We start from the raw sequence: 23,375 nt of genomic DNA on the forward strand, positions 1-23,375 counted from the left end.
GCACCAGCCTGTTTGGACGGAGCCCTTAGCCTTCGCAGGCGGCCCGCCCCGGGGGTTGTTCAAACCCTTCGACGAGCTGGTTCAGCCAGTGATCCGGGCGGAAGTGGTCTAGTCAGCATCACCAACAAGCCGACGGCGGTGTCGGTCAGGAACAGGAATGGCTCACCCCGGGGGCGGCGAGTTGGCGTCCCGCTGCACCTCCCGCGCGTCGCCAAGAATGTCGAGGCCCCCCTTGGCGGCCAAGGCTGCGACTAGGACGCCGACCAGGAGATCGGGCCAAGACTGATCCAGCCACATGACCAGTCCTCCGGCGATCAGGATGCCCCCATTGGAGGCGAAGTCGTTGAGGCTGAAGGTCTCGGCCGCCTTCATGTTGACGTCGTTGCTCTGCTGCCGACGGATCAGGAGCAAGCACACCAAGTTGATAACTGCGGCCACGACCGCGAGGACCATCATCGTGGGACCAACCGGCTCGGTTCCGGTGAGCGTCCGTCGCAGGGCGTCGAGCAGGACCAAAGCCGAGAAGATCAGCAGCATGACTCCGGAGACCTGGGCTGCGCGAGTCTTCCAGATCAGGGCTCGCCCGACGGCGATAAAACTGATCAGGTAAACGGCGGCGTCGGACCCGTTGTCGACCGCGTTAGCGAGCAAGGCGCTGGAGTCGGCGGCAAGGCCGCCGACTCCCAAGCTCACGAACAGCAGAGCGTTCAGGGCCAACACCACCAGAAGAGTGCGGCGCTGGAGCTGGTTCGTTTCGTGGGCTCCGCTCATTCTTCGATCCCTTCCGCTTTCCGGTGCTTCACGGCCTTGGCCGCGAAGGTGGGCAGGACCAGAAGGGTCAGGGCGGTCGCCGTCAGCAGGCCGCCGATGACGACGGTGGCCAGCGGCTTCTGCACCTCGGCTCCGGCGCCGTGAGCGATCGCCATCGGGATGAAGCCGACGATGGCGACCATGGCGGTCGTGAGCACGGCGCGAAGCCGGCTGAAGGCGCCCTCGATAGCAGCGAGGGTCGGGACTGCCCCCGCCGTCAGCCGCTCCCGAATGGCCTGCATCAGCACCAGACCGTTGAGTGTTGCAACCCCAGACACAGCGATGAAGCCGACAGCCGCTGACACCGAGAAGGGCATCCCTCTCAGCAGCAGCGCCAAGGCCCCGCCAACAAGAGCAAGCGGCACACATGCGAAGACCAGGCCGGCCTCCGCGAACGATCCCAGAGCCATGAACAGCAGAACGCCGATCAGGATGAAGACGATGGGAATGACCAGACCGAGCCTTTGCTCGGCGCGTTTCAGGTTTTCGAACTGGCCGCCCCAGTCGAGGCGCACCCCGGTCGGAAGCTGGACCTGATCGACCCGCTGCTGGGCGTCAGAAACGAAGCCGCCCAGATCGCGACCGCGCACATTGGCCTGAACGACCATACGACGGCTGCCGTCGTTGCGGCTGATCTGGTTTGGCCCCTCGGCGCTCTGGATGCGGGCGACCGAGGACAGGGGCACGGTCACCCCGGTCGAGGACACGATGGGCAGGGCTGCCAAGGCGGCCGGATCGTTGCGCGCCTCATCGGCAAGGCGGACCACCACATCGAAGCGGCGGTCGCCTTCGAAGATCCGGCCCGCTTCCGCGCCGCCGATGGCGGCCGAGACCGTCTCGGACACGTCGGCGGCCGACAGGCCGTAGTTGGCCGCGGCGAACCGGTCGACGCTGACCGTCAGGGTCGGCAGGCCTGAGGCCTGTTCGACACGGACGTCGGCCGAACCCGGGGTCTGGCGCAGGGCGTCCGCGACTTGGTCGGCGACCCGCTGCATCGTGGCGAAGTCGTCGCCGTAGACCATGACGGCCAGATCGGTCCTCACGCCAGAGATCAGCTCGTTGAAGCGAAGCTCAATTGGCTGGCTGAACTCGAAATTGTTGCCGATCTGCTGGGAGGCGACCTCCTCGATCCGGGCGATCAGCTGTTCCTTCTCGAGGTTTGGATCGGGCCAGTCACGCCGGTCCTTCAGAACGATGACGCTGTCGGAGATGTTCGGCGGCATCGGGTCGACAGCCGCCTCGGCTGTGCCAGTGCGTGAGAACATGGTCTCGACCTCGGGCTGGGCCGCGATGGCACGCTCCAGCGCCATCTGCATGGCGAGGGACTGCTCGAGGGAGGCCGAAGGGACCCGCAGCGCCTGCATGGCGATGTCGCCCTCGTCCAGGGTCGGGATGAACTCCCGCCCTAGGGAGGTGAAGGCGACGCCGCCGACGACGAGTGCGCCTAGAGCGGCGATCAGCACGATCTTCGGCCGATCGACCGCCGCGCGGATCGCGGGTTCGATCCAGCGCCGGGCCTTCCGTAGGATGAAGGTCTCGTGTTCGTGCGCGTGACCGTGTTCGTCGACCTCGACCTTATTGGGATCCCGCACCAGCAGCGCGGTCATGGCCGGCACGAAGGTGAAGGAGAAGATGAAGGCGCCGACCAGGGCGAGCATCACCGTCGCCCCCATCGGGATGAAGGTCTTGCCCTCGACCCCTTCCAGCATCAGCAGGGGGGTGAAGACCAGCAGGATGATCAGCTGGCCGTAGGCGGCCGGCTTGACCATCTGCCGCGCGGCCGCGCCAGCGACCTCGAGCCTCTCGCGCCGTGTCAGCATCCGGCCGAGTTCGGCGCGGCGCTGGCTGAGCATAAGCAGGGTGTTTTCGACCACAACGACCGCGCCGTCGACCAGAAGGCCGAAGTCGAGCGCGCCGAGGCTCATCAGGTTGCCGCTGATCCCGAAGCGGTTCATGCCGATGACCGCGAACAGGAAGCTGATCGGGATCATCAGGGCCGTGATCGAGGCGGCGCGGATGTTGCCGAGCAGCAGGAACAGGACGACGATGACCAGCAGGGCCCCTTCGGTCAGGTTGCGCGCCACCGTGGCGATGGTGGAGTTGACCAGCGCCGAGCGGTCCAGGACCGTCACCGCCTCGATGCTTGGCGGCAGGGTCTTCTGCACTTCCTCAAGTCGGTCGCCGGCCGCCTGGGCGACGGTGCGGCTGTTGCCGCCGGCGATCATCAGAGCGGTGCCGAGGACGGCCTCGTGGCCGTCACGGCTGGCGCCGCCGAGCCGCGGGGCCTGTCCGATCTCGACGGTGGCGACATCGGCGACCCGGACGACCAGGCCGCTGCGGTTCACGACCGGCGCCTGCGCGAGGTCCTCGATCGTGAGAGCCAGGGCGTCGGTCCTGACGGTCAGGGCTTCGCCGGCCCGCTGGACGTAGCCGGCGCCGGCCTGGGTGTTGGCTCGATCGAGCGCCTGGATCAGGTCGCCCATGCCGAGGCCATAGGCCGACAGTCGGGCCGCGTCCGGACGGACGGCGTATTCCTTCACATAGCCGCCGACGGTGTCGACGCCGGCCAGGCCGGGTGCGGTCCGCATCTGCGGGGCGATGATCCAGTCCTGCACGGTCCGCAGATAGGTGGCGCGCGCCTGGGGCGTGGTGAGGAGTTCGCCTTCGGGCGTAAGGTAGTCCCCGCCCGCCTGCCAGCCCGGCTGGCCCGGACGTGCGAGGTTCTCGGAGTTGAACGGCCTATAATCAACCGTCCACATCAGCACCTCGCCAAGACCCGTCGTGATCGGGGCCAGAGCCGGCTCGACCCCGTCGGGCATGGACTCGCGGGCCTGGGCCAACCGCTCGGCCACCTGCTGGCGGGCGAAATAGATGTCGGTCTGGTCGGTGAAGATGACCGTGACCTGACTGAAGCCGTTGCGGCTCAGGGAGCGGGTCGAGGTCAGGCCGGGAATCCCGGCCATCGCCGTCTCCAGCGGATAGGTGACCTGCCGCTCGATCTGCTCCGGCGCGAGCGCCGGGGCGACGGTGGTGATCTGAACCTGCCGGTTGGTGATGTCCGGGACGGCGTCAATCGGCAGTTTGGTGAGGTTGAACAGACCCACGGCCGCGACCAGGGCCGTGGCGAGAACCACGAACCAGCGGAAGCGGACGGAGGCCTCGATAATGGCTTTGAACATTCGATGCCTCCCTAGTGGCCGTGCTCGGCTTCGCCCTTGGCCACCTCAGCCTTGAGCAGGAAGGCGTTGGCGGCGGCGATGCGTTCGCTGCCGGTCAGGCCCCGCAGGATCTCCGTGCGGCCGGCCGCCTGGCGTCCCACCAGGACGGGGGTGGCCTGGAAGCCGCCCTCGACCTGGACGAACACGACGGTGTTCCCTTCGACGGTGTGGACCGCCTCGGTCGGGACGGTCAGACCGCCGGTGGCCTGACCGGTCACGACCGCGCCGGTTACGGCGGAGCCGGCCGGAGGGAGGCCGGCGCCAACCGGGCGGGCGCGAATGAGGGTCGCGCCGCTGTCGCCCGTACCGGCGTCGGCGGCGACCCCGGTGACGACCGCGTCGAACTCGCCGTTCGGTCCGGTGACCCGCATGGCGGACCCCGCCCGAACATTGGCGGCCAAGGCCGGCGGTGCGTTGAACACCATCTCGACGCGGGCAGGATTGCTGACCTCGGCGACCACGCCGCCTTGGGCGACGAAGCCGCCGGGTCCGACCTGCACGCTACTCACGACCCCCGAGATGGGACTGGTTACGCTCAATCGTCCGGACGCGTTCGGCGAGCCGGCCGCGCTGGAACGTGCGCGGGCGGCGCGGGTCGCCGCTTCGGCGCTCAGCAGTTGGGCGCGGGAGGCCTCCACCTCCTGCCGGGCGACGATGCCTTGGTCGGCGAGGTTGCGATTGCGCTGATAGGCCTGTCGCGCCGCCTCGGCCTCGGCAGCCGCCGCATCGGCTTCCGCCCGGAAGGTCGCCGCCTCGCCGCTCACGACGCTGACCAAGGGCTGGCCGACGCGAACAGACTGGCCGGGCGCGACCAGGACGCGTTCGATCCGGCCGCCCACCGCCGCAGCGACCGCGGCCCGGGCATCGACCATGGGCTCGACCCGACCGGCGAGACGGGTCTCTCCACCGCCTCCCTGGCCGACACTTACCACCGTGATGCCGGCAGCCTGTATCTGCGCGGCCGAGAGTTCGATCCGTCCCTCGGGCGCCTCGCCTTCAGGACCGGGCTCGCTCTCGGCATGAGCGGCCTCGCCTTGCGATGCGGCGGGGGCCGGCTCCGACCGCTGGGCGGTGAGCCAGAGACCGCCGCCACCGAAAATCACCAGGGCGGCGACGCCGCCGATCAGCAGGGTCTTGTTGGACGTGATCTTTCGCATCACTGGGCTCCTTGGAACGGGGCGCGGCCATCCAGGCGCGCGAGATCGATCTCGGCGCGCACGCGCGCGAGACGGGCGTCGACCGCGGCGGACCGCGCGTTGATGAGGGCGGTACGGGTGACGCGCAGCTCGACCTGCGAGATGCGCCCGGCCTCGAAGCCGATCCGCGACAGGCGATAGGCTTCCTCGGCCGCGGTGACGCCGCCGTCGGCGGCCCGCACGCGGCTGGCCGAAGCCGACAGGCGCGCCACGGCGGCGGCGCGGTCGGCCTGCGCCTCCTGCCGGGCCGACATCAGACGCGCGTCCGCTGCGCGAAACTCGGCCTGTGCCGCCTCGATGTTCCCCCGGTTCCGGTCGAACAGGGGCAGAGGCATGCTGATCCCGAAAGTCAGGGCCGTGGCGTCCTCCGCCTCGAAACGACGGATGCCCACGCTCGCATTTATGTCCGGCCGGACCTGGGTGCGCTGCACGTCGATCCGGCGCTCGGCGGCCGAACGTTGCGCCTCGGCGACGCGCACCGTGGGAGCGTCGCCGATGACCGAGCGCCCGGTCATCGGCGCCTCGTCCAGCAGGCTCACGTCGATGCTCGTCACCGGCACAGGGATCATCGCCACGGCGGTGAGGCGGGCATAGGCCGCGTCGCGTTCCGCGACCGCCTCGTCGAAGGTCGCCCGAGCCGAGGCGGCTTCTGCCTCGCCCTGGATGCCGCGCAGCAGGGGTTCGCGTCCTTCCTCGACCAGGGCCAGGGCCGCGCGGGCGTCCGCCACGGTAAGATTGAGGGCCTCCTCCGCCAAGGTCGCCCGGCGCTGGGCGGCTTCGGCTTCGGCATAGACCAGGGCCAGACGGCCGGCCGCGTCGATCACCGCAAGATCGCGCTCCACGCCGACAGCGCCGGCCTCGGCGCGGGCGGCGGCGATCCGCGCCGGCCTGCGTCCCCAGAGCTCGAGATCCTGGCTCAGCGCCAGGGTCGTGTCGGCGTTGTCCATTCCGGAGAAGGGACCCGAGCCGAACGCATTCTCGACATCGAGCCCCAGCACCGGATTGGGGCGCACGCCCGCCTGCCGGACGCGGGCTTCCGCGGCGTCGTAGTTGGCGCCGGCCTCGAGGGCGGCGGGGGTTTGGCCGAGCTGGGAGAGCAACTCGGCATAGGTCGGGGCGGGGTCAGCCCAAGCGGGACTGGCCAGGGTCGCCGTGAGGGCGACGAGCGCGCAGCCCACCGCGAGACGCGGTCGCCGGCGAAACGAGGGAGACATGTTCCATTTCCAGATTTCTGATCACGAAGAGGCGCCCGCGCGGGCGCAGGTCTCCGGTCAGAGTCTGGGCGGTCGCTTCAAACCTTCGGGCGCGAACGAAGCCCGGAAATCGTCCTGTCGGCCGCCTCGCAGCGGCGCTTCGCCGAAGGCGGCCGCGATCGGTTCCGCCCCTTGGGCTCGAGCGGTGGCGGTATGGTGACAGTGGCCGTGGGCGCAGATGCCGTGACCGCCCATCTTGCTGCTGTGGTCTCCTTCGCCTGGATCGTGTTCGGCCACGGCATGGGCGGCCGGAGGCTCCGGGATGCACGTCGCGGCATCAACGGCGGGCGCGAGGAAAAAGGCGGCGAAGCCAAGTGTCATCGCCACAATCAACTTCGCCCATGTCGTCGTCGACCAGGTCATCGCGCGCTCCATACTATCGTTCGGGGCCCCAGCCAATGTGTTACACAGTACGTTACAGAGGCTGCTTGTCCCGCTAGGGCGGGAGACCGGCCGATGAATGCGCCTGTGCGACGCCACGTTGGAGGCGGCTCGCCTGAGCTTGACCGGGCCCGCGCGTTAACGTCGGCGCGATGAGCGCTTCCACAGAGGGCGGTGCTGTGTCGGGCGGCAATCATGCCGGCCTCCCGGCAGGCTCGCGCCTTCTGACGCCACGAGCTTCCTCAAGCGCCTGACGTGTGATCGACCAGGCGGAATGCAGGAAGATCCCCGCCAACAGCGCGCCCGCAACCAGATCGGGCCAACGCGAGCCCGTCAGCCAGACCAACCCGCCTGCCGCAGCCACGCCAAGGCTGTGGATCAGATCGTTTCTTGTGCAGAGCCAAACGGATCGCACGTTGGCGTCGCCGTCCCGGAAGCGAATGAGCAAGGCCGCGGCCAGTAGATTGGCCGCGAATCCGAAAGCGCCAAGCCCGGTGATGACAACTCCCTCTGGCGCTGCGCCCGTCAGAGCCCGCCATGTCGCGAACGCGAGCACGCCGACACCAAGCGCTGCAAGGCTCGCGCTCTTCACGAGCGCCGCAGTCGCGCGGACCTGAACAGAACGCCCTATGACCCAGAGGCTCACGGTGTAGGTGACGCTGTCCGCGAGGAAGTCCAACGCATTCGCCGCGAGCGCGGCAGATCCCTGGGCGATGCTTCCGATCAGGACGGCGCCGAAGCCGACGAGGTTGATGGCTATCACGCTGACCAGCACGCGCCGGTAGGCAGGCGACGCACCGTCAAACTTAACCGCAGACCCGCAACACCCTACGGCCGACCCGCATGAGGCTTCATTCTGTTCCATGAAACCTGCCTACATGCTCTAGTCACTAGAGGATCAAGCGCCTATTTTCCCCTCATGGCCGCCACTGCTCTCCTCACCATCGGCAAGCTCTCCGCCGCGACGGGCGTGAAGATTCCTACGATCCGTTTCTACGAACAGGCCGGTTTGTTGCCCGCGCCGCCACGGACCGCGAGCGATCGAAGACTGTACGATGACGCTGGCCTTCGCCGGCTCGCCTTCATTCGCCATGCACGCCAACTGGGCTTCGATCTGGATGCGATCCGCTCTCTTCTCGATCTGGCGGACCAGCCGGACCGCACCTGCGCGGAAGCGAACCGGATTGCGGAGCAGCACCTCAGGGCGGTTTCGGAAAAGATTCGACAGCTGAAGGCGCTTGAACGCGAACTGTCACGCATGACGGCGGACTGCGCCGGCGGGCAGGTGTCCGCCTGCAAGGTGATCGAGGTCCTGCAGGATGCGACTTGTCCGCACCACTGACGCGTCACGAGGGCTCGGTGAAAGGAGGCTGCCGGGGCGCCCTCCCCGCTGGACCTTCCGCGAGGGGAAACCTGGAACTCCGCCTCGCGAGTTCAGGAACAGAAAGGGCGGCAGTCCTGAGCCGGCGGACGCACGGCGGCAGCGATCAGGACTAAAACGCCCGGCTTCCGGCCAGGACGTCAGCTATGAGGCACGGTTTCCGGCGCGGAGGTCGAAGCCGAACCGGTCGCCGGCTGCGACGGCGGCGCCGGTTCTTCCTGAGCTGAAGGGGTCTCGTCACAGCACTTCATCTCGGCGTCGGCCGCCATGTCCTTGCAGCATTCGCAGCCTTCGGCCGCGAGCGCCGCGCCAGCGCTCAGCACGAACGCCGCCCCGGCCGCCGCCAGCAGTTTGGAAACATTCATCGTCGTCCTCCTAGTGAACCATGAAGCGAATTGAGCCGGACATCTCGTGGCCGTCCGCGCCTTCGGCGGTCCACGCCGCGGTATAGGTCCCCGGCGCGAGGCGCGGCAACGCAACCTCGACGGTCGATTCGGCCGCGGCCGCTGGGACATCGACGACGATCGGTGCCTGACCCTGCGCAGTAAAAGTCACCGTCTTCAGGATCATCGGATGGGGAAAGGTCACGCTGAACCGCTCAGGCGAGCCATGGGTCATCGCGCCGTCAGCGGGGACCGTTGTGACGCCCGACTGGGGCGCTGCCGCCGGGGCCTGCATGGTGTGGCCCGCATGCGGATCCTGCGCGGCGGCGGCTCCGGCGAACGCGAGCGCGGCTGTGATGGCGAGAGTGCGGATCATGGGAAGGTCTCCTTCAATCTAGAACCAGGCCTTGAGACCGACGACGAAGCGGGTGTCGTCGGGCTCGCCGCCCCGGGCCTCAATGTAATCGGCGGTGTCTCCAAGCGCGCGGCTCCACTCGACGCCGACGTAGGGCGCGAACTCCTTGCGGAACTCGTAGCGCAGCCGCAGGCCTGCCTCGACCGAGGACAGGCCGGAGCCGATCTCCAGTTCTGGAATCTCGCTGGCGGAGACGTCGATTTCGAGGCGCGGCTGGAGGATCAGGCGCTGGGTTATGCGCTGGTCGTACTCGGCCTCGACGCGGGCGGTCAGGTCGCCCTCGGTCGACAGAAAGGCCGCAGCGTCGATCTCCCACCAGTAAGGGGCCAGTCCCTGAAGCCCGAGGACAAGATGGGTCGTGTCCTCGCCGTCGGGTCGGAAATCCTGGCGTACGCCCGCCTGAACGTCCCAGAACGGCGTGACCGCGCGGCTGTAGAGCGCCTGGAGTTCGGCTTCTTCGAGATCGCCCCCGAAGTCGCCCTCGCCTTCCGACTTCCACCAGAAGCGATTAATGTCTCCGCCGGTCCAGCCCTGGACGTCCCAGAGATAGGTCTCTTCGTCGTCGCCGAACCCAGCTTCGAGGCGGTCGATGATGACAGCCGTGGTGCGCACGTCGCCGTTCTCGCGCACCAGGATCTGACGGGCGGCTGCCATGGCCTCGGTTCCGAAGACCAGGTCAGCCGCGTGGGCCGGACCGGCGAGGGCCGCGACTGGAAGCGGGTCCTCTGGCGGCCTCCCAGGGTTGTCGGCGCTGGTCGGCACGTCCGGCGGCCCCATGCTCATCGCCGACATGTCGTGGCCGGCGTGAGGGTCGGCTTGGGCGGGGGTCATGGTCGACATGTCGTGGCCCGCGTGCGGATCAATCTGCTCGACAGGCGGCATTGTCGACATGTCGTGCCCCGCGTGCGGATCCAGCGTCGCGGGCTGAGCCGGCATCTGATGGCCGGCGTGAGGATCGCTCACCGGCGCGGTTTGGGCGGGGGCCATGACATGGCCCGCGTGCGGGTCCTGCGCCGTCGGCCGGGCCGGCGTTTGGGGGCGGGGGGCCGGTTCGGCCGCGGGCCGTGTTGGCGCCGGCATGGCATGGCCTGCATGAGGGTCCTGGGCCTGGGCGCTGAAAGGGCTGGCCGCGAGGATCAGCGGCGCGAGGGCGATGGCGACGCGGTTCATGACGCGGCTCCGTCCATGGGCCGCACAGTGACGACGTTGAACATCCCGGCGTGCATGTGCATCAGCATGTGGCAGTGGAAGGCCCAGTCGCCAGGCGCGTCGGCGGTCAGATCGAAGGTCACCTTGCCGCCGGGCGCGACGTTGACGGTGTGTTTGAGCGGCTGGTGCCCGGCCGGGCCGCCTGTGACCAGTTCAAAGAAGTGGCCGTGCAGGTGGATTGGGTGGGCCATCATGGTGTCGTTGACCAGGGTCACCCGCACTCGCTCGTTGCGCTCGAAGCGGATGGGCTCGACCAGCTCGCTGAACTTGCGGCCATCGAAGCCCCACATGAACCGCTCCATATTGCCCGTCAGATGGATTTCCATGGTACGAGACGGGGCCCGCTGGTCCTTGTTGGGGGCGAGGGACACCAGATCGGTGTAGACCAGCACCCGGTGCGGCACGTCCTCCAGCCCGATCGGCCGTTCACCCAGGCGATTGGCCGGGTCCATGGCGATGGCGTCTACGCCGACGCCGACCGCCATGTCCGGCGGAGCGTTCTCGGGGTCGCGCATGTTCATTCCGGCCATGGACATTCCGGCCATGTCTCCCGCCGGAGCCCCGCCTTGCGTCGAGGCTCCATGATGCATGCCGGTCATCGCGCCATGATCCATCCCGGACATACCGTCCATCGAACCGTGGTCCATCCCGCCCATGCCCATGTCGCGCATCGTCAGGTTCGGGACTTCACGCAGTGGCGGGACCTCGGCGGTCATGCCCAGGCGCGGCGCCAGGGTCGCCCGGCCCATGCCGGAACGGTCGATGGCTTCCGAGACGATGGTGTAGGCGCGGTCCTCGGTCGGCCGAACGATGACGTCGTAGGTCTCCGCCACCGAAATTTGGAACTCGTCGGTCTCGACCGGGCGCACATTCTCCCCGTCGGCCTGCACCACCGTCATCGGTAGCCCCGGAATACGCACGTTAAATATCGACATGGCCGAGGCGTTGATGACGCGCAGCCGGACCCGCTCGCCGGGCCGGAACAGCCCGGTCCAGTTCTCCTGCGGTCCGTGGCCGTTGATGAGGTAGGTGTAGGTCGATCCGTTGACGTCGAGGATGTCGCGCGGGTCCATCCGCATCTGGCCCCACATGCGGCGCTCCTCCAGGCTCATCCGGTCGCTGCCGTCGAGCAGGCCTGCGAGGGTCGTTCGCTGCTGGTTGAAATAGCCGGGACTCTTCTTCAGCTTGTCCAGGATTTCGTGCGGGTGCATGAAACTCCAGTCCGACAGCACCAGTACATGCTCTCGATCGTAGGCGACGGGATCGGCGCCCGCCGGATCGATGATGATCGGTCCATAGTGGCCCATCGCCTCCTGGAGATTGGAGTGGCTGTGGTACCAGAACGTCCCCGACTGCCGGATCGGGAACTCGTAGACGAAGGTCTCACGCGCCTTGATGCCAGGGAAGCTGATGCCGGGCACGCCGTCCATCTGGAACGGCACCAGCAAGCCGTGCCAGTGGATCGAAGTGTCCTCGTCCAGGGTGTTGGCCACCGACAGCCGGACGTTCTGGCCCTCCCGCAGGCGAAGCAGCGGCGCCGGCAGGACGCCGTTGATGGTAATCGCGTGCCCCGTCCGACCTCCGACGGTGAACGGCGAGTGGCCGACCGTCAGATCGACGTTCGGCCCGGTCAGCGTCGGCATGTCCGCCCGCAGGCCGGCCGAGCCGGTCTGCGCCCAGGCCGGCAGCAGGCCCTGCAGCCCCAGCAGCCCACCGCCGGCGGCGGCGCCACGGAGAAGCATTCGGCGATCGAGACTTGGGGTCGACATGGGCGATTGAATCCTTGGTCGGCTGTTCGGCCGTTCGTTTAGATACGCATCCCGGCTACGCGCCCCTTGCGTCAGGACGCCACAGCCAACGCGATCGTGGCCTTGTGCACCTTCCCATCATGGCAAGGTCAAGCGTCTGCGTTCGGCGACCAGGCCAGCGCCTCCGCCAGTTTCCTGCGAGCGCGAGCCACGCGAGTCTCCACGGCCTTGGGCGTAATGCGCAGGATAGAGGCGATCTCGGCATGAGACCGCCCTTCGAGCGTGGCGAGCAGGAGCGGCGCCTTGAGGGCGTCCGGCAGGTCGGACAGCGCCCGTTGCAGGGCCTCGGCCCTGCGCCGGTCGTCCAGACGGGTCTCCGGCAGGGGCGCCTCGTCGCCGACCGCGGTCGCCTCGGGCGCATCCAGTCCCATGACCCCTCGCACGACACGGCGCACCGCACGCCGACGGCTCCAATCGCGGCATTTGTTCAGGGCGATGGAGCGGAGCCAGACGTCGAATGGCCGCGCCGGATCATACCGCCGCAAGGCCAGCCAGGCGGAGGCGTAGGCTTCCTGAAGCACGTCGTGAGCCTCGGCCTCGTCGCCGACATAGCGGCGAACGAACCTGTAGAGCTCGGCCTTCGACGCGGTCATCAGGGCGGTGAATGCGGCTGCATCGCCGCGCGCCGCACGGGCCTCTATGCTGTCTTCGGCCCCCACGCGCCGCGCTTAGCCGGCGTCGTCGCGCAGGGCGTCGACCACCGCGGCGTCGAACACCTCGGCCTGAGCCGGTGTCAACACCGATCGCATCTCGAAGACATGGGCGATGGTCGCCTTCTGCAGATCTCCCATGGCGGCGTGGAAATGATCGACTGCGGCCTGGACCTGGGGCGTATCGCCATCGCTGGCTGCGATCGCAGCCGACAGTTCGCGATTGGCGGCGCGGACTTCCGCCTCCAACGCCGGTCGCCTCGCGGCGAAGCGGGCCTCGATGACGTCGAGCCGGCGATCCTGCTCGGCGCTCAGATCGAGCTTTTCATGAAGGACGCTGTGCAGACTCGGCGGTTGGCGCTCGCGCATGATCCAGGCCGCGCTTGCCCAGGTCGCCGCGCCGCTGGCCAGGGCCGCCAAAACCGCGGTCATGACGATGGCCTTCCACGTCGCCCTCATCCGCGAGCCTCCAAACCGGCGAAGGGTGAGAGCCCGGCCGACACGGTGAAAACCCGCAACTCGGACGGCCCCGGTCGGGGCGCCACGAGCATCAAACCTCCGTTTGCGATGCCGATCACCAGGGCGAAGGCGATGGCGGCGAGCCGGACCTGCCCCATACGAGCCCGCGCTCCGCGTTCGCTGATCCGCGCCCAGACCTCTTCCTCCACGCCTGCGAGCCCGGCGATGTCGCCCGGCGCGACCTGGCCGATCAGTCTGTCTATGTCGTCAGTCATTGCGCACCTGCGTCACGCCCCCTCTCCCATACGCGCCCGCTGAATCTTTCCCTCGCGAGGGGGCGAGCCGTCGCCCGCGTAGATATCAGAGAACGACCGGGAACGGCCCTGTCATCCGGGGGAAGCGATGTGAGCGCCTGGTCAGGCCCCGCGAGGGCTCCGTTTCCCGATGTGCTCGATCCGCTCACCGGCGTCAGGTTCTTCCTCGCGCTCGGCGTCGTGCTGTTCCATTACCAACTCTACTGGACGCTGCCGCCGGAGAGCGCAGGCTTGTTGAACCGCGCGCGCTTGGGTGTGGACGTCTTTTTCATCCTGTCGGGCTTCATCCTGACGCACGTCTATCTGCAAGGGGACCGGCCGCTGGACTATCGGCGGTTCCTGGCGGCGCGGTTCGCGCGGATTTATCCGGCCCACCTGTTCATCCTGCTGGCCATGCTGGGGCTCGTGCTTGCGGCGCCCCTGTTCGGGGTCGGGCTGGAGCCAGGCCGGTTCAATCCCGCAGACTTCGTCGGCACCCTCCTGCTCGTCCAGGCCTGGTTTCCGCGTGAGACCCTGGTGCTCTGGAATGGACCGGCATGGTCACTGTCTGCGGAGTGGTTCGCCTATCTCGCGTTTCCCGCCTACGCCGCCTTGGCGTTACGACTGCGGGCCCGACCATGGGTGCTGATCGCGCTCGCCGCGATACTGTTCGTCGCGCTGGATGCGATCTATCGCGTGCAGTTCGGACGCGTGCTGCCTCGGGCCGAAGACAGCATGGGCATCCTGCGGATCATCCCTGAATTCCTCTACGGCATCGGTCTCTACTACCTCGGGCAGCGCTGGACGCCTTCAGCGCGCGTGTCGGTCATAGGTGCTCTCGCCGCCACGGTCGCGCTGCTCGCCTTGATGCAGATCGGGGCCGACGATCGCATCATCGTGGCGGCCGCTGGGCCCTTCATCCTGTCGCTCGCGTTGTTGGCCAAGGCGGACGTTCGGACCTTCCTTTCCCACCCCGTCGCCCTGTTCGCCGGCGAAGCCTCGTTCGCGCTCTACCTCGTCCACATCCCCATCCTGATGGTCTGGCGCAATGCGGCGCAGGCCGTCGCGGGTTGGCCCGGAGATTACCGGATGGGCGTAGTTGAACTCATCGCCATGCTGGTGTTGACGCTCGTCGTCGCCGCCGCCATCCATGTCCTCGTCGAGCAGCCCGGCCGCCGCTGGCTCCGGGGGCGGATGGCGCCGCAGCGCGCCGACCCCATCGAAGCCAAACGATCCGTTCACAGCGATCAGGGAGAACCCTTTTGAACCCTGCGAACCTGAACCGTCGCCTGTTCCTGGGCGCGGGGGTCCTCATCGGCTTGAGCGGAACGGCCTGCGCCCAGACGCGCCCGTCGAGGAACCTGACGGTCTTCAAGACGCCGACCTGCGCTTGCTGCGACGCCTGGATCGCGCACATGCGCGAGGCAGGCTTCAGCACCACCATCACGGTTCTTCCGAGCCTCCAGTCAGTCCGCAGCAGTCGAGGAATGCCGGACGCCCTGGCCTCCTGTCATACTGGGCTGATCGACGGCTATCTCGTCGAGGGTCATGTGCCGGCTGCTGACGTCGTCCGGCTGCTGGCCGAGCGACCGACGGCGGTAGGCATCGCCGTGCCGGCCATGCCGCTCGGTTCGCCCGGCATGGAGACGCCCCAGGGGCAAAAGGAACCTTACGACACTTTGCTGGTGCTCCGATCAGGAGCCACCCGCGTGTTCAATCGCCACAACCGACCGGTCTGATGCTCAGGCCATTCAGGTGATCCACAATCCGGAGCTTGCCATGTCTCGCACACCCCTTGCCCTCGTCCTGTCGTTCGCTGTGCTCTCGGCGACACCCGCTTTCGCCCAGGACCACGCCCACGGCCACTCCGACCCAGGCGCGGTCGCTGCGGAAGCGGCGGACGCGGCCACCGCCGTCGATGCCTTCCACGCCGCACTCAAGGCCGGCGACACGGTCGGCGCGCTGACGCTTCTGGCGCCCGATGTGATGATCTTCGAAGAAGGCGGCGCGGAGCGGTCGCGCGACGAATATGCGTCCCATCACCTGGGAGCGGACGCCGCCTTCGCCGCCGCCTCGGAGGCGACGGTGGCGCGCAGATCGGGCTGGGCCGACGGCGACATCGCGTGGATCACCAGCGAGGGCCGCACGACTGGCCAGTTCAACGGCCGCGCCGTGGATCGACTCACGACGGAGACGATGGTCCTCAAGCGGCACGCCGACGGCTGGCGCATCCACCACATCCACTGGTCGTCACGCGCGCCTCGCTAGACGAGGATACGGCGATGCGTGAAGGCTCGTCACCGAAGGCCTGCCAGCCGCCGCCTGGCTCGCCCTACTGAACGCTCTGAAAAGCGGCGTTGCAGGCCTCTTCGCAGCGGCGGCAAGACTCGGCGCAGATGCGGCAGTGTTCATGCATGTCCGCGTGGCGCTCACACTCCTCGGCGCACAGCCGGCAAGCTTCGGCGCACGCCTGCAAGGTCAGCCGAATGACTCCTTCGTTCGAGCCCGTCCGGCGAGAGGCGACGGCGCCAGCCGCAGTGCAGATGTCAGCACAGTCCTGGTTCAGTCGAATGCACTGGAGCAGGCTTTGCACCATCTCCTCGCCGAGACAGGCGTCAGCGCAGATCACGCAGGATTGGGCGCAGTCATAACATTCGTCGATGCACCGCGCGAGGGCGGTGTTGACCGAACCCCTGACGTGCGGGTGGGTGCTTATCATCTCTTGGGCGTGCATGGCGCTCTCCTTGGCTGGGGATGCGAAGCCAACCCGCCTTCGTTCGGGCGGTTCCAGAACATAAAGGTGAGGAGGGCGGCGCGAGGGGAGTCGGGCGCGCCTGCGTAGAGGGGCTACAGCGCGGCTGGCGGCGGAAGCGTTCCCATGACGGCGACGAGTCCAAGGATGGCGGCGCCAAGCGCGGCCTCGACCGCGATGCTGCGTCGAAGCCGCTGGAGGGCCGCGACTGGATCTTCCGCGCCCTGCAGCTTCAGCCCGAGCGAGGGCGTGAGGCGGTAGCGATTGTCCGCCGCCAACGCCAGCATCAGGACGAACAGCACCAGCTTGGCGATCAGCAACTGCCCATAGAGGTTGGTTCCCAAGCCTTCGAGCCGCTCCGGGCCGACCAGGAACCAGCTGTTCGCCAAGCCCGTCACCACCAACAGAGCAACGGCGAGGGTCCCCAGCCCGGCGAACCCGTGCAGGGCTCTATGAATCGCGAGATCGTCCGGCGCGGTTCGGCGCAGCAGCAGGATCGTCAGGGCGGCCAAGGCTCCCAACCACAAGGCTGCTGCGACCGTGTGGATGACGTCGGCGACGAGATGGATGACGCCGCCCGGTCCTTCGGTCGCCGCGCCGTGGCCGGTCCAGGCAAAGCTGGCGGCGACAAGGAGTCCAAGGGCCACCATCAGCCACCAGATCGCCCTGCCAGGCGTCAAGGCGACAACCACGACAAGGCCAAGGAGGGCGATCGCGGCCCGCGCCACCATGGCCATGCCAAGTCCGGTCCCGGTGATCATGAAGGACAGGGACGCTGGCTTGACCGCTTCGCTCAGGGAACCCGCCATGACGGCGGTCTGGGCCACCAAGGCAGCAAGCGATCCAAGTCCGACCACGATCGCGGCGAAGGCCAGCGTCTGCCGCGCCCAGGTCAGGTTCGGACCGTCGTCCCGCCTGAAGCTGTAGAGCAGGAACAGCGGCGCGCCGAGCAAGACGACAGCGCCGCTGTATTGAAGCCAGCGGAGGGCGATGACCGCGACTTCGAGCACGGCGTCAACGCACCGAGAAGGTGTAGGAACCCGTCATGCGGTGCCCGTCGCTCGATGCGATGCGCCAATCGACGCGATAGGCGCCGGCGGCCAGCGGACGGGCGAGAGTGCCGGTCAGTGTCTTGCCGTCCTCGCCGACCAAAGTGCGGATCGCGACCTTGTCCCCCGCCGCATTGACGACGTCGAAGCCGGAGAAGGCGGGAACCGTGCGCTCGCTAAAGGTCAGGGTGAGCGTTCGGGTCGACGCCACAGCCGAGTTGGGCGCGGGCGTCGCGCTGACGAGACGGGCGTGGGCCGCCGCCGGCCCAGCGATGAAGGCCGCGGCCGCCGCGACGGCGATGAAGGGCGCGGAATTGAAGTTACGCATACTCAGTCTCCAGACATTCGGCCGCTTCCGGCCCTGTGCTTCACTACGCGCGATACGGGCGCTTCCCTCGTGAGGGAGGATCGCGGCCGATCCAAGGACCGGCCGCGACACCCTTATGCGACGCCGTAGCCGGCTCGCTCGATAGCGGCCCGGACGCGGGCTTCGTCGGCCTCGCCTTCCACCCGCAGCGTCCCGGTGGCGATCTCGATCTCCATCCGGGCTTTTGGCGCCACCTCGGCCACGGCGGCCCTCACCGTCGCGGCGCAGCCGCCGCATCTCATGCGTTCAACCTTTAGCTCGATCATCGTCATCTCCTTTATTGATCGACGATGAGGCAGGTGGGGTTTCCCAGCGTGGGAGGGTCAAGGGGCAACTACGGACTTGACCTTGCCATGATGGGAAGGGGCAGCAGAGGCGCGGAGGAGAACGATGATGTATCATGAACACCACAGCCATTCGACGACGCCTGCCGGGCAGGTCCAAGCCCACGGCACCTCGCTGAACCGTCTCGCCTTTACCGCTACGCTGCACTGCCTTTCAGGCTGCGCCGTGGGAGAGGTGCTGGGGATGGTTATTGGAACGGCGCTCGGATGGAGCGCCCTGTCGACCATCGGCCTGGCCGTGGGGCTCGCCTTCCTCTTCGGCTATGCCTTCACCATGATCCCGTTGCTGCGGGCCGGACTGGCGTTCGGGGCGGTTCTGAAGCTGGCTCTGGCGGCGGACACTGTCTCGATCGCCATCATGGAGATCGTCGACAACGCCATCATGCTGGTCATTCCCGGCGCGATGGACGCACATCTGGACTCGTTTCTGTTCTGGGGCAGCCTCGGAGCCGCGCTCGTGATTGCGGGCGCCGTCGCCTTCCCCGTCAATCGCTGGCTGATTTCGCGAGGCAAGGGGCACGCGGTGGTGCACAGGCGTCATGCGCATTGATCCGACCTGGGCCGGCGGGGGCGCCACCTACCCCGGCCCTGTCGGCTGGGGCTTTCTGGAACAGGCCACGTTTGTTCGCGTTGGCCGGACGACAGCGATATTCCGGGAGCGTGGAAGATGAAAATGAGCTGGGGCCGCTTGGCGGCGATGATCGCGACCTCGACGGTCGTGATGTTCTTCTTGATGTATCAGCTGGTCTACAGCCTCGACCATGCACTGTTCAGCCTCAACCGCCTGATGGCGTCGCTCATCATGGGCTGCGTCATGGCGATGATCATGCTGGGATTCATGTGGAGCATGTATGAGGGCAGACGCACGAAGGTGGCCATCGTCGTGGCGGCCGCAATTCTCGGCGCCCTGATGCTCTATATGAACCGTGCACAGACCCTGGTGGATGACACCACCTTCATGCGCGCCATGATCCCGCACCACTCCATCGCCATCAACAACGCCAGCAACTCGCAGATCAGCGACCCCCGAGTCAGGGAACTGGCCGACGAAATCATCGCCAGCCAGGTCCGCGAGATCGAGGAAATGAAGTTGCTCATCGCTGAGATTGAGCGTGATGGGAAGCGCGGCGAGCGCCCCCTTCCTCCGCGCCCGGCCGTTCTAACCCCGGAGATGCAGCCGAAGATTCGAGAAGCGGTTCGGTAAGAACGGCCCCTCCGAACTGTTGCGCTCTTCCGCCTAGCCACCAGCGAGACGAGTTCGCACGGGAGTTTCGACTCCCGTGCGATTTCGCTGACGTGAGTTTGATCAGCCAGTCGGCTGACCCGTTCCCGGCGCTTGAGCGGCCGCGCCCGAGCGGTGCTCGGCCACCCATTGCTCCAGTTCGGCGATCTCCTGCCGCTGCATGGTCATGGTCTTCTCCGCCATCTGGCGGAGCTCCGGGTCGGGGTTCTGCTGCATCAGCACCTCCGATATGGCCATGCCGCCACGGTGGTGCTCGATCATCTTGAGGGCGAACGTTTCCGACGGGTCCGCGCCGTTCGCCCGGCTCATGGCGAGATGCATCTGCTGCTCAGCCGCAGAGTAAGGCGTATCAGGGCCGGCCGGCATACCGCTCGGGCCGGCGGCCATTGCGGGATCGGACGACGTAGCCGCCGTATCGCCATCGTTCGTCTCGGGGTCCTCAGCCGGAGTGCAGGCCATCAGCAGTGCGGCTAGGGCGACGCCGGCAAGGCCCGTCTTAAGTCTTATCGACATGGGTGGTTCTCCAATGGTGAAGCCTAGCGAACCGGCGGCGTGGCGCGAGGTTCCCAAAAGGGCCTTGACCTTCCCATGACTGGAACGTTCATCAGGAGAGGGACTTCCATCCTGGAGACATCCCGATGACCGCCACATCCCTGCGAACGCTCGATATACCCGTGCTCGGCATGACCTGCGCCAGTTGTGTGGGGCGGGTCGAGAAAGCTATCCGGGCAGCCCCCGGCGTCAGAAGCGCCACGGTGAACCTCGCCGCCGAACGTGCGCGGGTGGAACTGGATGACGTGGGGTCTGCGGCGGCCGTGACCCAGGCGATCCGCTCCGCCGGCTACGAACCGATCGAACGCATTATCGAACTGAAGATCGGCGGCATGACGTGCGCGAGTTGCGTCGGCCGGGTCGAGCGCGCGCTGAAGGCCACGCCGGGCGTTCTGGACGCCAGCGTCAACCTGGCGACCGAGAGAGCCACGGTCCGGGTGCTGGAGGGCGCCGCTGATGCGCGCGCCTTGACGGATGCAGTGGCCAAGGCGGGCTACACCGCCGAGGCGGCGTCCGCGCCGGACACGACCAGCGAGGATCGGGAGCAGGCGTCGCGGGCGGCGGAAATCCTTAGTCTCGGTCGTGCCGTCGCCATCGCGGGCGCCGCGACCCTGCCGCTGTTCGTCATCGAGATGGCGCTGCACTTCGTTCCGGGCGCCCACGCCTGGCTTATGGACTCGATTGGCATGACGCCCTGGCGGATCGTCAGCTTCCTGCTGGCGACCTTCGTGCTCTTCGTCCCGGGTCTGCGCTTCTATCGAAAGGGCGTGCCCAACCTGATCCGGCTGACGCCGGACATGAACTCGCTCGTCGTGCTGGGCGCCACCGCCGCCTGGGCCTTCTCGACGGTCGCCACCTTCGTCCCTCAGTGGCTGCCGGCCGGAACCGCCAACGTCTATTTCGAAGCCGCCGCCGTGATCGTCACGCTGATCCTTGTCGGCCGCTGGTTCGAGGCCCGCGCCAAAGGGCAGACCAGCCAGGCCATTCGTCGCCTGATGACGCTCCAAGCCAAGACGGCGCGCGTGGAGCGGGACGGGTCTGAGATCGAGCTGCCGATCGATCAGGTCACGCCAGGCGACGTGATCGTGGTTCGGCCCGGTGAGCGCGTTCCGGTCGACGGCTCGGTGCTGTCCGGCGCCTCCTTCGTTGACGAGTCCATGCTCACCGGCGAGCCGATCCCGGTGGAGAAGGTCGAGGGCGCCAAGGTCGTCGGCGGCACGATCAATACGACGGGTGCCTTCCGTTTCCGGGCCGAGAAGGTGGGTTCCGAGACCGTGCTGGCGCAGATCGTGCGCATGGTCGAGGCGGCCCAGGGCGCCAAGCTGCCGATCCAGGCGCTGGTCGACAAGGTGACCGGCTGGTTCGTTCCCGCTGTCATCGCCATCGCTGTCGTGACCTTCGGCGTCTGGGTGGTGTTCGGACCGCAGCCGGCGCTGGGCTTCGCCCTGGTCAACGCCGTCGCCGTGCTCATCATCGCCTGCCCCTGCGCCATGGGACTGGCCACCCCGACCTCGATCATGGTCGGGACCGGCCGCGCCGCCGAACTCGGCGTCCTGTTCCGCAAGGGCGAGGCGCTTCAGGCGCTTCAGGGCGTCGAGGTCGTCGCCTTCGACAAGACGGGCACCCTGACCGAGGGGCGGCCGGAACTAACCGACCTCACCGTGGCCGAGGGCTTCATCGAGGACGAGGTGCTGAGCCTGGTCGCCGGGCTGGAGACGCGCTCGGAGCACCCCATCGCCCGCGCCATCATTCAGGCCGCCGAGGCGCAAGGCCTTCCCGTTCCTGATCCGGACACCTTCTCCTCGCGTCCCGGTTTCGGCGCCGAGGGTCGGGTCGGCGGCCGGTTTGTGCAAGTCGGCGCTGACCGCCTTATGCTCGGTCTCGGCCTCGACCTGTCCGCCTTCGCCGATCAGGCGCAGTGGCTGGGTGAAGAAGGCAAGAGCCCCCTTTATGCCGCGATCGACGGCCGTCTCGCCGCCATCATCGCGGTCGCCGATCCGATCAAGGCCACCACCTCCGCCGCTATCGCCGCCCTTCACGCCCTCGGGTTAAAGGTGGCCATGGTCACCGGCGACAACCGCCGGACCGCGGAGGCCGTGGCTCGACGTTTGGGCATCGACGAGGTGCGCGCCGAAGTTCTGCCGGACGGCAAGGTGGAGGCCGTTCGCGCCCTTCAGACCGGCGGCCGGCGGGTCGCCTTCGTGGGGGATGGCGTCAATGACGCGCCGGCTCTGGCGGCGGCCGATGTCGGGCTCGCCGTCGGCGGCGGCACGGATGTCGCGATCGAGAGCGCCGATGTGGTCCTGACCGGTGGCGACCTGCGGGGCGCCGTGAACGCCGTCGCCCTCTCGCGGGCGACGATGCGCAACATCCGCCAGAACCTGGTCTGGGCGTTCGGCTACAACGTAGTGCTGATCCCGGTCGCCGCAGGACTGCTCTTCCCCGTGTTCGGCTGGTTGCTGTCGCCCATGCTGGCCGCCGGCGCCATGGCCCTGTCCAGCGTCAGCGTCCTCACCAACGCGCTGCGCCTCCGTGGCTTCAAGACCCGCTTCGAAGGAGTTGTCGCATGAATATCGGCCAGGCCTCCAAGGCGACCGGCGTTTCGACCAAGATGATCCGCTACTACGAGTCTGTTGGCCTGATCCGGCCGGCGGACCGGACTGAGAGCAACTACCGGGACTTCTCGGACCGTGACGTGAACGAGTTGAGATTCATTCGCCGAGCCCGCAACCTTGGCTTCTCGGTCGAGGAGATCACCCATCTGCTCTCGCTCTGGCGGGACCGGGACCGATCAAGCCGGGAGGTGAAGGCGATCGCCGACAAGCATGTCGCCGACCTCGACGCGCGGATCGCCGAGATGACCTCCATGGCCGACACCCTGCGCGACCTTGCGCGGTGCTGCGCAGGCGACGACCGGCCGGACTGCCCGATCCTCACCGACCTGTCCGCCTCGGGCGCCGCCCCTGCGAGCGCAACGGTGAAGACGTCCCGCCGCTCGCCGAAGCACGCCCTGGCAGCGTCCTGACGCAGTCGAGATCGAGCCGGATGCACTGGGTCAGATCCTTGGTGCCGAACGTCAAGGTCCGACACCATCGGGATGTAATCGGAAAATTCGGAGTCCTGGGAGGTATGCGACTGGCCGCTCTGCTCATGGCGGATCGCGCAGCGCGTCAGGCCGGAATGCTGGACTCCGTGAAGGGGGCCTCTACACTTCGCGTCGGCGGGTTCCGGAATGGATAGGCGCTGATCTTGAGCCGGGGGACGCTTTGCGTCGGCGGCGATCAGAACTGAAACTCCCGGCTTCCGTACAGAAGTTCCAGACCCGCCCCCTTCCCTCATCCGTCCGACGGCCGAACTTCAATCGACATCCGGGTCGATGATCCCGGCGCGCACCGCCACCGCCACGGCCTCGATCCGGGTGCGCACCCTCAATTTGGCGCAGGCTTTCTCCAGATAGCTGTCGACCGTGCGGGGTGAAAGCCCGACAATTTGACCGATATCGACGGAGCTCTTCCCTCGACTGACCCAAAGCAGACATTCGGATTCGCGCGCGCTCAATGGGGTGGCTGGTCGAGGTTCCGACGGGGAATCGCAGTCCATGGCTGATCCTCA

The 23,375-nt window shown here is 67.6% G+C and carries 27 protein-coding genes; 8 read left to right on the forward strand and 19 right to left on the reverse strand.

Annotation, left to right across the window (positions count from 1 at the left end; genetic code table 11):
• Positions 1-162: 162 nt before the first annotated feature.
• The 6 genes from KF910_RS06490 to KF910_RS06515 form a co-directional block, all read right to left on the reverse strand.
• Entirely contained in the window at positions 163-771 is a 609-nt protein-coding gene (locus KF910_RS06490; RefSeq protein WP_292259758.1) for a cation transporter, read from the reverse strand.
• Positions 768-3,989 (reverse strand): efflux RND transporter permease subunit, encoded by a 3,222-nt coding sequence (locus tag KF910_RS06495; RefSeq protein WP_292259759.1) that lies wholly within the window; start codon positions 3,987-3,989, stop codon positions 768-770. The genes KF910_RS06490 and KF910_RS06495 overlap by 4 nt, the downstream gene beginning before the upstream one ends.
• An 11-nt stretch (positions 3,990-4,000) precedes the next feature.
• Positions 4,001-5,185 carry an efflux RND transporter periplasmic adaptor subunit gene (locus KF910_RS06500; RefSeq protein WP_292259760.1) on the reverse strand — a complete coding sequence of 395 codons (1,185 nt, stop codon included), beginning with the start codon at positions 5,183-5,185 and terminating at the stop codon, positions 4,001-4,003.
• Positions 5,185-6,438, reverse strand: a complete 1,254-nt coding sequence (locus KF910_RS06505) for a TolC family protein (RefSeq protein WP_292259761.1) — start codon at positions 6,436-6,438, stop codon at positions 5,185-5,187. The genes KF910_RS06500 and KF910_RS06505 overlap by 1 nt, the downstream gene beginning before the upstream one ends.
• A 57-nt stretch (positions 6,439-6,495) precedes the next feature.
• Positions 6,496-6,840 (reverse strand): hypothetical protein, encoded by a 345-nt coding sequence (locus KF910_RS06510; protein ID WP_292259763.1) that lies wholly within the window; start codon positions 6,838-6,840, stop codon positions 6,496-6,498.
• A gap of 211 nt (positions 6,841-7,051) precedes the next feature.
• A complete protein-coding gene (locus KF910_RS06515) occupies positions 7,052-7,723 on the reverse strand; it encodes a cation transporter (protein WP_175359335.1) in 672 nt (223 codons plus the stop codon).
• A 54-nt stretch (positions 7,724-7,777) separates the two neighbouring features.
• Here KF910_RS06515 and KF910_RS06520 point away from each other — a divergent pair, with 54 nt between their 5' ends.
• Entirely contained in the window at positions 7,778-8,200 is a 423-nt protein-coding gene (locus KF910_RS06520) for a MerR family transcriptional regulator (RefSeq protein ID WP_175359336.1), read from the forward strand.
• 179 nt (positions 8,201-8,379) lie between these two features.
• On the opposite strand, the gene KF910_RS06525 is transcribed toward KF910_RS06520, so the two are convergent.
• From KF910_RS06525 to KF910_RS06555, 7 genes are all read right to left on the reverse strand, one after another.
• The gene (locus tag KF910_RS06525) at positions 8,380-8,604 is read right to left on the reverse strand and encodes an ammonium transporter family protein (protein ID WP_175359337.1); all 225 of its coding nucleotides are present in this window, start codon (positions 8,602-8,604) and stop codon (positions 8,380-8,382) included.
• Positions 8,605-8,614: 10 nt separating this feature from the next.
• The gene (locus tag KF910_RS06530; protein ID WP_175359338.1) at positions 8,615-8,998 is read right to left on the reverse strand and encodes a copper resistance CopC family protein; all 384 of its coding nucleotides are present in this window, start codon (positions 8,996-8,998) and stop codon (positions 8,615-8,617) included.
• An 18-nt stretch (positions 8,999-9,016) separates the two neighbouring features.
• Complete coding sequence (locus tag KF910_RS06535) at positions 9,017-10,207, reverse strand: copper resistance protein B (protein WP_292259767.1); 1,191 nt, start codon at positions 10,205-10,207, stop codon at positions 9,017-9,019.
• Positions 10,204-12,015 carry a copper resistance system multicopper oxidase gene (locus tag KF910_RS06540; protein WP_292259768.1) on the reverse strand — a complete coding sequence of 604 codons (1,812 nt, stop codon included), beginning with the start codon at positions 12,013-12,015 and terminating at the stop codon, positions 10,204-10,206. The genes KF910_RS06535 and KF910_RS06540 overlap by 4 nt, the downstream gene beginning before the upstream one ends.
• A 128-nt stretch (positions 12,016-12,143) precedes the next feature.
• Positions 12,144-12,713 carry an RNA polymerase sigma factor gene (locus KF910_RS06545; protein WP_175359341.1) on the reverse strand — a complete coding sequence of 190 codons (570 nt, stop codon included), beginning with the start codon at positions 12,711-12,713 and terminating at the stop codon, positions 12,144-12,146.
• Positions 12,714-12,722: 9 nt separating this feature from the next.
• Entirely contained in the window at positions 12,723-13,163 is a 441-nt protein-coding gene (locus KF910_RS06550; RefSeq protein ID WP_175359342.1) for a Spy/CpxP family protein refolding chaperone, read from the reverse strand.
• Positions 13,160-13,438: a hypothetical protein gene (locus KF910_RS06555; RefSeq protein WP_175359343.1), complete on the reverse strand. Its 279-nt coding sequence runs from the start codon at positions 13,436-13,438 to the stop codon at positions 13,160-13,162. Before KF910_RS06555 ends, KF910_RS06550 begins: the two co-directional genes overlap by 4 nt.
• 129 nt (positions 13,439-13,567) lie before the next feature.
• Between KF910_RS06555 and KF910_RS06560 the strand changes: the two genes are divergently transcribed.
• The 3 genes from KF910_RS06560 to KF910_RS06570 are packed head-to-tail and all read left to right on the forward strand — an operon-like array spanning position 13,568 to position 15,724.
• Positions 13,568-14,722 (forward strand): acyltransferase family protein, encoded by a 1,155-nt coding sequence (locus tag KF910_RS06560; RefSeq protein ID WP_292259773.1) that lies wholly within the window; start codon positions 13,568-13,570, stop codon positions 14,720-14,722.
• A complete protein-coding gene (locus tag KF910_RS06565) occupies positions 14,719-15,195 on the forward strand; it encodes a DUF411 domain-containing protein (RefSeq protein WP_292259774.1) in 477 nt (158 codons plus the stop codon). Before KF910_RS06560 ends, KF910_RS06565 begins: the two co-directional genes overlap by 4 nt.
• A 16-nt stretch (positions 15,196-15,211) precedes the next feature.
• On the forward strand, positions 15,212-15,724 hold the full coding sequence (locus KF910_RS06570; protein ID WP_292259776.1) for a YybH family protein: 513 nt from the start codon (positions 15,212-15,214) through the stop codon (positions 15,722-15,724).
• A 64-nt stretch (positions 15,725-15,788) separates the two neighbouring features.
• Here the strand turns inward: KF910_RS06570 and KF910_RS06575 are convergent, their stop codons facing one another.
• The 4 genes from KF910_RS06575 to KF910_RS06590 all read right to left on the reverse strand — a co-directional run bounded on the left by KF910_RS06575 (position 15,789) and on the right by KF910_RS06590 (position 17,896).
• Positions 15,789-16,190, reverse strand: a complete 402-nt coding sequence (locus KF910_RS06575; RefSeq protein ID WP_175359347.1) for a four-helix bundle copper-binding protein — start codon at positions 16,188-16,190, stop codon at positions 15,789-15,791.
• Positions 16,191-16,303: 113 nt separating this feature from the next.
• On the reverse strand, positions 16,304-17,218 hold the full coding sequence (gene copD / locus KF910_RS06580) for a copper homeostasis membrane protein CopD (protein ID WP_292259778.1): 915 nt from the start codon (positions 17,216-17,218) through the stop codon (positions 16,304-16,306).
• 4 nt (positions 17,219-17,222) lie between these two features.
• Positions 17,223-17,585 (reverse strand): copper homeostasis periplasmic binding protein CopC, encoded by a 363-nt coding sequence (copC, locus tag KF910_RS06585; RefSeq protein WP_175359349.1) that lies wholly within the window; start codon positions 17,583-17,585, stop codon positions 17,223-17,225.
• Positions 17,586-17,698: 113 nt separating this feature from the next.
• The gene (locus tag KF910_RS06590) at positions 17,699-17,896 is read right to left on the reverse strand and encodes a heavy-metal-associated domain-containing protein (protein ID WP_175359350.1); all 198 of its coding nucleotides are present in this window, start codon (positions 17,894-17,896) and stop codon (positions 17,699-17,701) included.
• Positions 17,897-18,014: 118 nt separating this feature from the next.
• Here KF910_RS06590 and KF910_RS06595 point away from each other — a divergent pair, with 118 nt between their 5' ends.
• Both KF910_RS06595 and KF910_RS06600 read left to right on the forward strand, forming a co-directional pair.
• Complete coding sequence (locus KF910_RS06595) at positions 18,015-18,518, forward strand: DUF4396 domain-containing protein (RefSeq protein WP_292259781.1); 504 nt, start codon at positions 18,015-18,017, stop codon at positions 18,516-18,518.
• Positions 18,519-18,635: 117 nt separating this feature from the next.
• A complete protein-coding gene (locus KF910_RS06600; RefSeq protein WP_292259782.1) occupies positions 18,636-19,172 on the forward strand; it encodes a DUF305 domain-containing protein in 537 nt (178 codons plus the stop codon).
• A gap of 102 nt (positions 19,173-19,274) precedes the next feature.
• Here KF910_RS06600 and KF910_RS06605 read toward each other — a convergent pair whose 3' ends face one another.
• A complete protein-coding gene (locus KF910_RS06605; protein ID WP_292259784.1) occupies positions 19,275-19,724 on the reverse strand; it encodes a DUF305 domain-containing protein in 450 nt (149 codons plus the stop codon).
• A gap of 125 nt (positions 19,725-19,849) precedes the next feature.
• On the opposite strand from KF910_RS06605, the gene KF910_RS06610 reads away from it, so the two are divergent.
• Together KF910_RS06610 and cueR are read left to right on the forward strand one after the other, a co-directional pair.
• A complete protein-coding gene (locus tag KF910_RS06610) occupies positions 19,850-22,333 on the forward strand; it encodes a heavy metal translocating P-type ATPase (protein WP_292259786.1) in 2,484 nt (827 codons plus the stop codon).
• On the forward strand, positions 22,330-22,788 hold the full coding sequence (gene cueR / locus KF910_RS06615; protein ID WP_292259787.1) for a Cu(I)-responsive transcriptional regulator: 459 nt from the start codon (positions 22,330-22,332) through the stop codon (positions 22,786-22,788). The genes KF910_RS06610 and cueR overlap by 4 nt, the downstream gene beginning before the upstream one ends.
• Positions 22,789-23,120: 332 nt before the next feature.
• Here the strand turns inward: cueR and KF910_RS06620 are convergent, their stop codons facing one another.
• Positions 23,121-23,363 carry a response regulator transcription factor gene (locus KF910_RS06620; protein WP_225886082.1) on the reverse strand — a complete coding sequence of 81 codons (243 nt, stop codon included), beginning with the start codon at positions 23,361-23,363 and terminating at the stop codon, positions 23,121-23,123.
• Positions 23,364-23,375 lie beyond the last annotated feature (12 nt).

Origin of the sequence: Brevundimonas sp., from assembly GCF_019636155.1 — a bacterium.
Lineage (GTDB): Bacteria > Pseudomonadota > Alphaproteobacteria > Caulobacterales > Caulobacteraceae > Brevundimonas.

Excerpts from the sequence above, each read along its gene's own strand:
- KF910_RS06595 (WP_292259781.1), top strand. The coding sequence starts at position 18,015 with ATGATGTATCATGAACACCACAGCCATTCGACGACGCCTGCCGGGCAG.
- KF910_RS06515 (WP_175359335.1), bottom strand. The coding sequence starts at position 7,723 with ATGGAACAGAATGAAGCCTCATGCGGGTCGGCCGTAGGGTGTTGCGGG.
- copC (WP_175359349.1), bottom strand. The coding sequence starts at position 17,585 with ATGCGTAACTTCAATTCCGCGCCCTTCATCGCCGTCGCGGCGGCCGCG.
- KF910_RS06490 (WP_292259758.1), bottom strand. The coding sequence starts at position 771 with ATGAGCGGAGCCCACGAAACGAACCAGCTCCAGCGCCGCACTCTTCTG.
- KF910_RS06500 (WP_292259760.1), bottom strand. The coding sequence starts at position 5,185 with ATGCGAAAGATCACGTCCAACAAGACCCTGCTGATCGGCGGCGTCGCC.
- KF910_RS06530 (WP_175359338.1), bottom strand. The coding sequence starts at position 8,998 with ATGATCCGCACTCTCGCCATCACAGCCGCGCTCGCGTTCGCCGGAGCC.
- KF910_RS06540 (WP_292259768.1), bottom strand. The coding sequence starts at position 12,015 with ATGTCGACCCCAAGTCTCGATCGCCGAATGCTTCTCCGTGGCGCCGCC.
- KF910_RS06575 (WP_175359347.1), bottom strand. The coding sequence starts at position 16,190 with ATGCACGCCCAAGAGATGATAAGCACCCACCCGCACGTCAGGGGTTCG.
- KF910_RS06605 (WP_292259784.1), bottom strand. The coding sequence starts at position 19,724 with ATGTCGATAAGACTTAAGACGGGCCTTGCCGGCGTCGCCCTAGCCGCA.
- KF910_RS06610 (WP_292259786.1), top strand. The coding sequence starts at position 19,850 with ATGACCGCCACATCCCTGCGAACGCTCGATATACCCGTGCTCGGCATG.
- KF910_RS06550 (WP_175359342.1), bottom strand. The coding sequence starts at position 13,163 with ATGAGGGCGACGTGGAAGGCCATCGTCATGACCGCGGTTTTGGCGGCC.
- KF910_RS06495 (WP_292259759.1), bottom strand. The coding sequence starts at position 3,989 with ATGTTCAAAGCCATTATCGAGGCCTCCGTCCGCTTCCGCTGGTTCGTG.
- KF910_RS06505 (WP_292259761.1), bottom strand. The coding sequence starts at position 6,438 with ATGTCTCCCTCGTTTCGCCGGCGACCGCGTCTCGCGGTGGGCTGCGCG.
- KF910_RS06510 (WP_292259763.1), bottom strand. The coding sequence starts at position 6,840 with ATGACCTGGTCGACGACGACATGGGCGAAGTTGATTGTGGCGATGACA.
- KF910_RS06590 (WP_175359350.1), bottom strand. The coding sequence starts at position 17,896 with ATGACGATGATCGAGCTAAAGGTTGAACGCATGAGATGCGGCGGCTGC.
- cueR (WP_292259787.1), top strand. The coding sequence starts at position 22,330 with ATGAATATCGGCCAGGCCTCCAAGGCGACCGGCGTTTCGACCAAGATG.
- KF910_RS06620 (WP_225886082.1), bottom strand. The coding sequence starts at position 23,363 with ATGGACTGCGATTCCCCGTCGGAACCTCGACCAGCCACCCCATTGAGC.
- KF910_RS06525 (WP_175359337.1), bottom strand. The coding sequence starts at position 8,604 with ATGAATGTTTCCAAACTGCTGGCGGCGGCCGGGGCGGCGTTCGTGCTG.
- KF910_RS06520 (WP_175359336.1), top strand. The coding sequence starts at position 7,778 with ATGGCCGCCACTGCTCTCCTCACCATCGGCAAGCTCTCCGCCGCGACG.
- KF910_RS06600 (WP_292259782.1), top strand. The coding sequence starts at position 18,636 with ATGAAAATGAGCTGGGGCCGCTTGGCGGCGATGATCGCGACCTCGACG.
- KF910_RS06555 (WP_175359343.1), bottom strand. The coding sequence starts at position 13,438 with ATGACTGACGACATAGACAGACTGATCGGCCAGGTCGCGCCGGGCGAC.
- KF910_RS06535 (WP_292259767.1), bottom strand. The coding sequence starts at position 10,207 with ATGAACCGCGTCGCCATCGCCCTCGCGCCGCTGATCCTCGCGGCCAGC.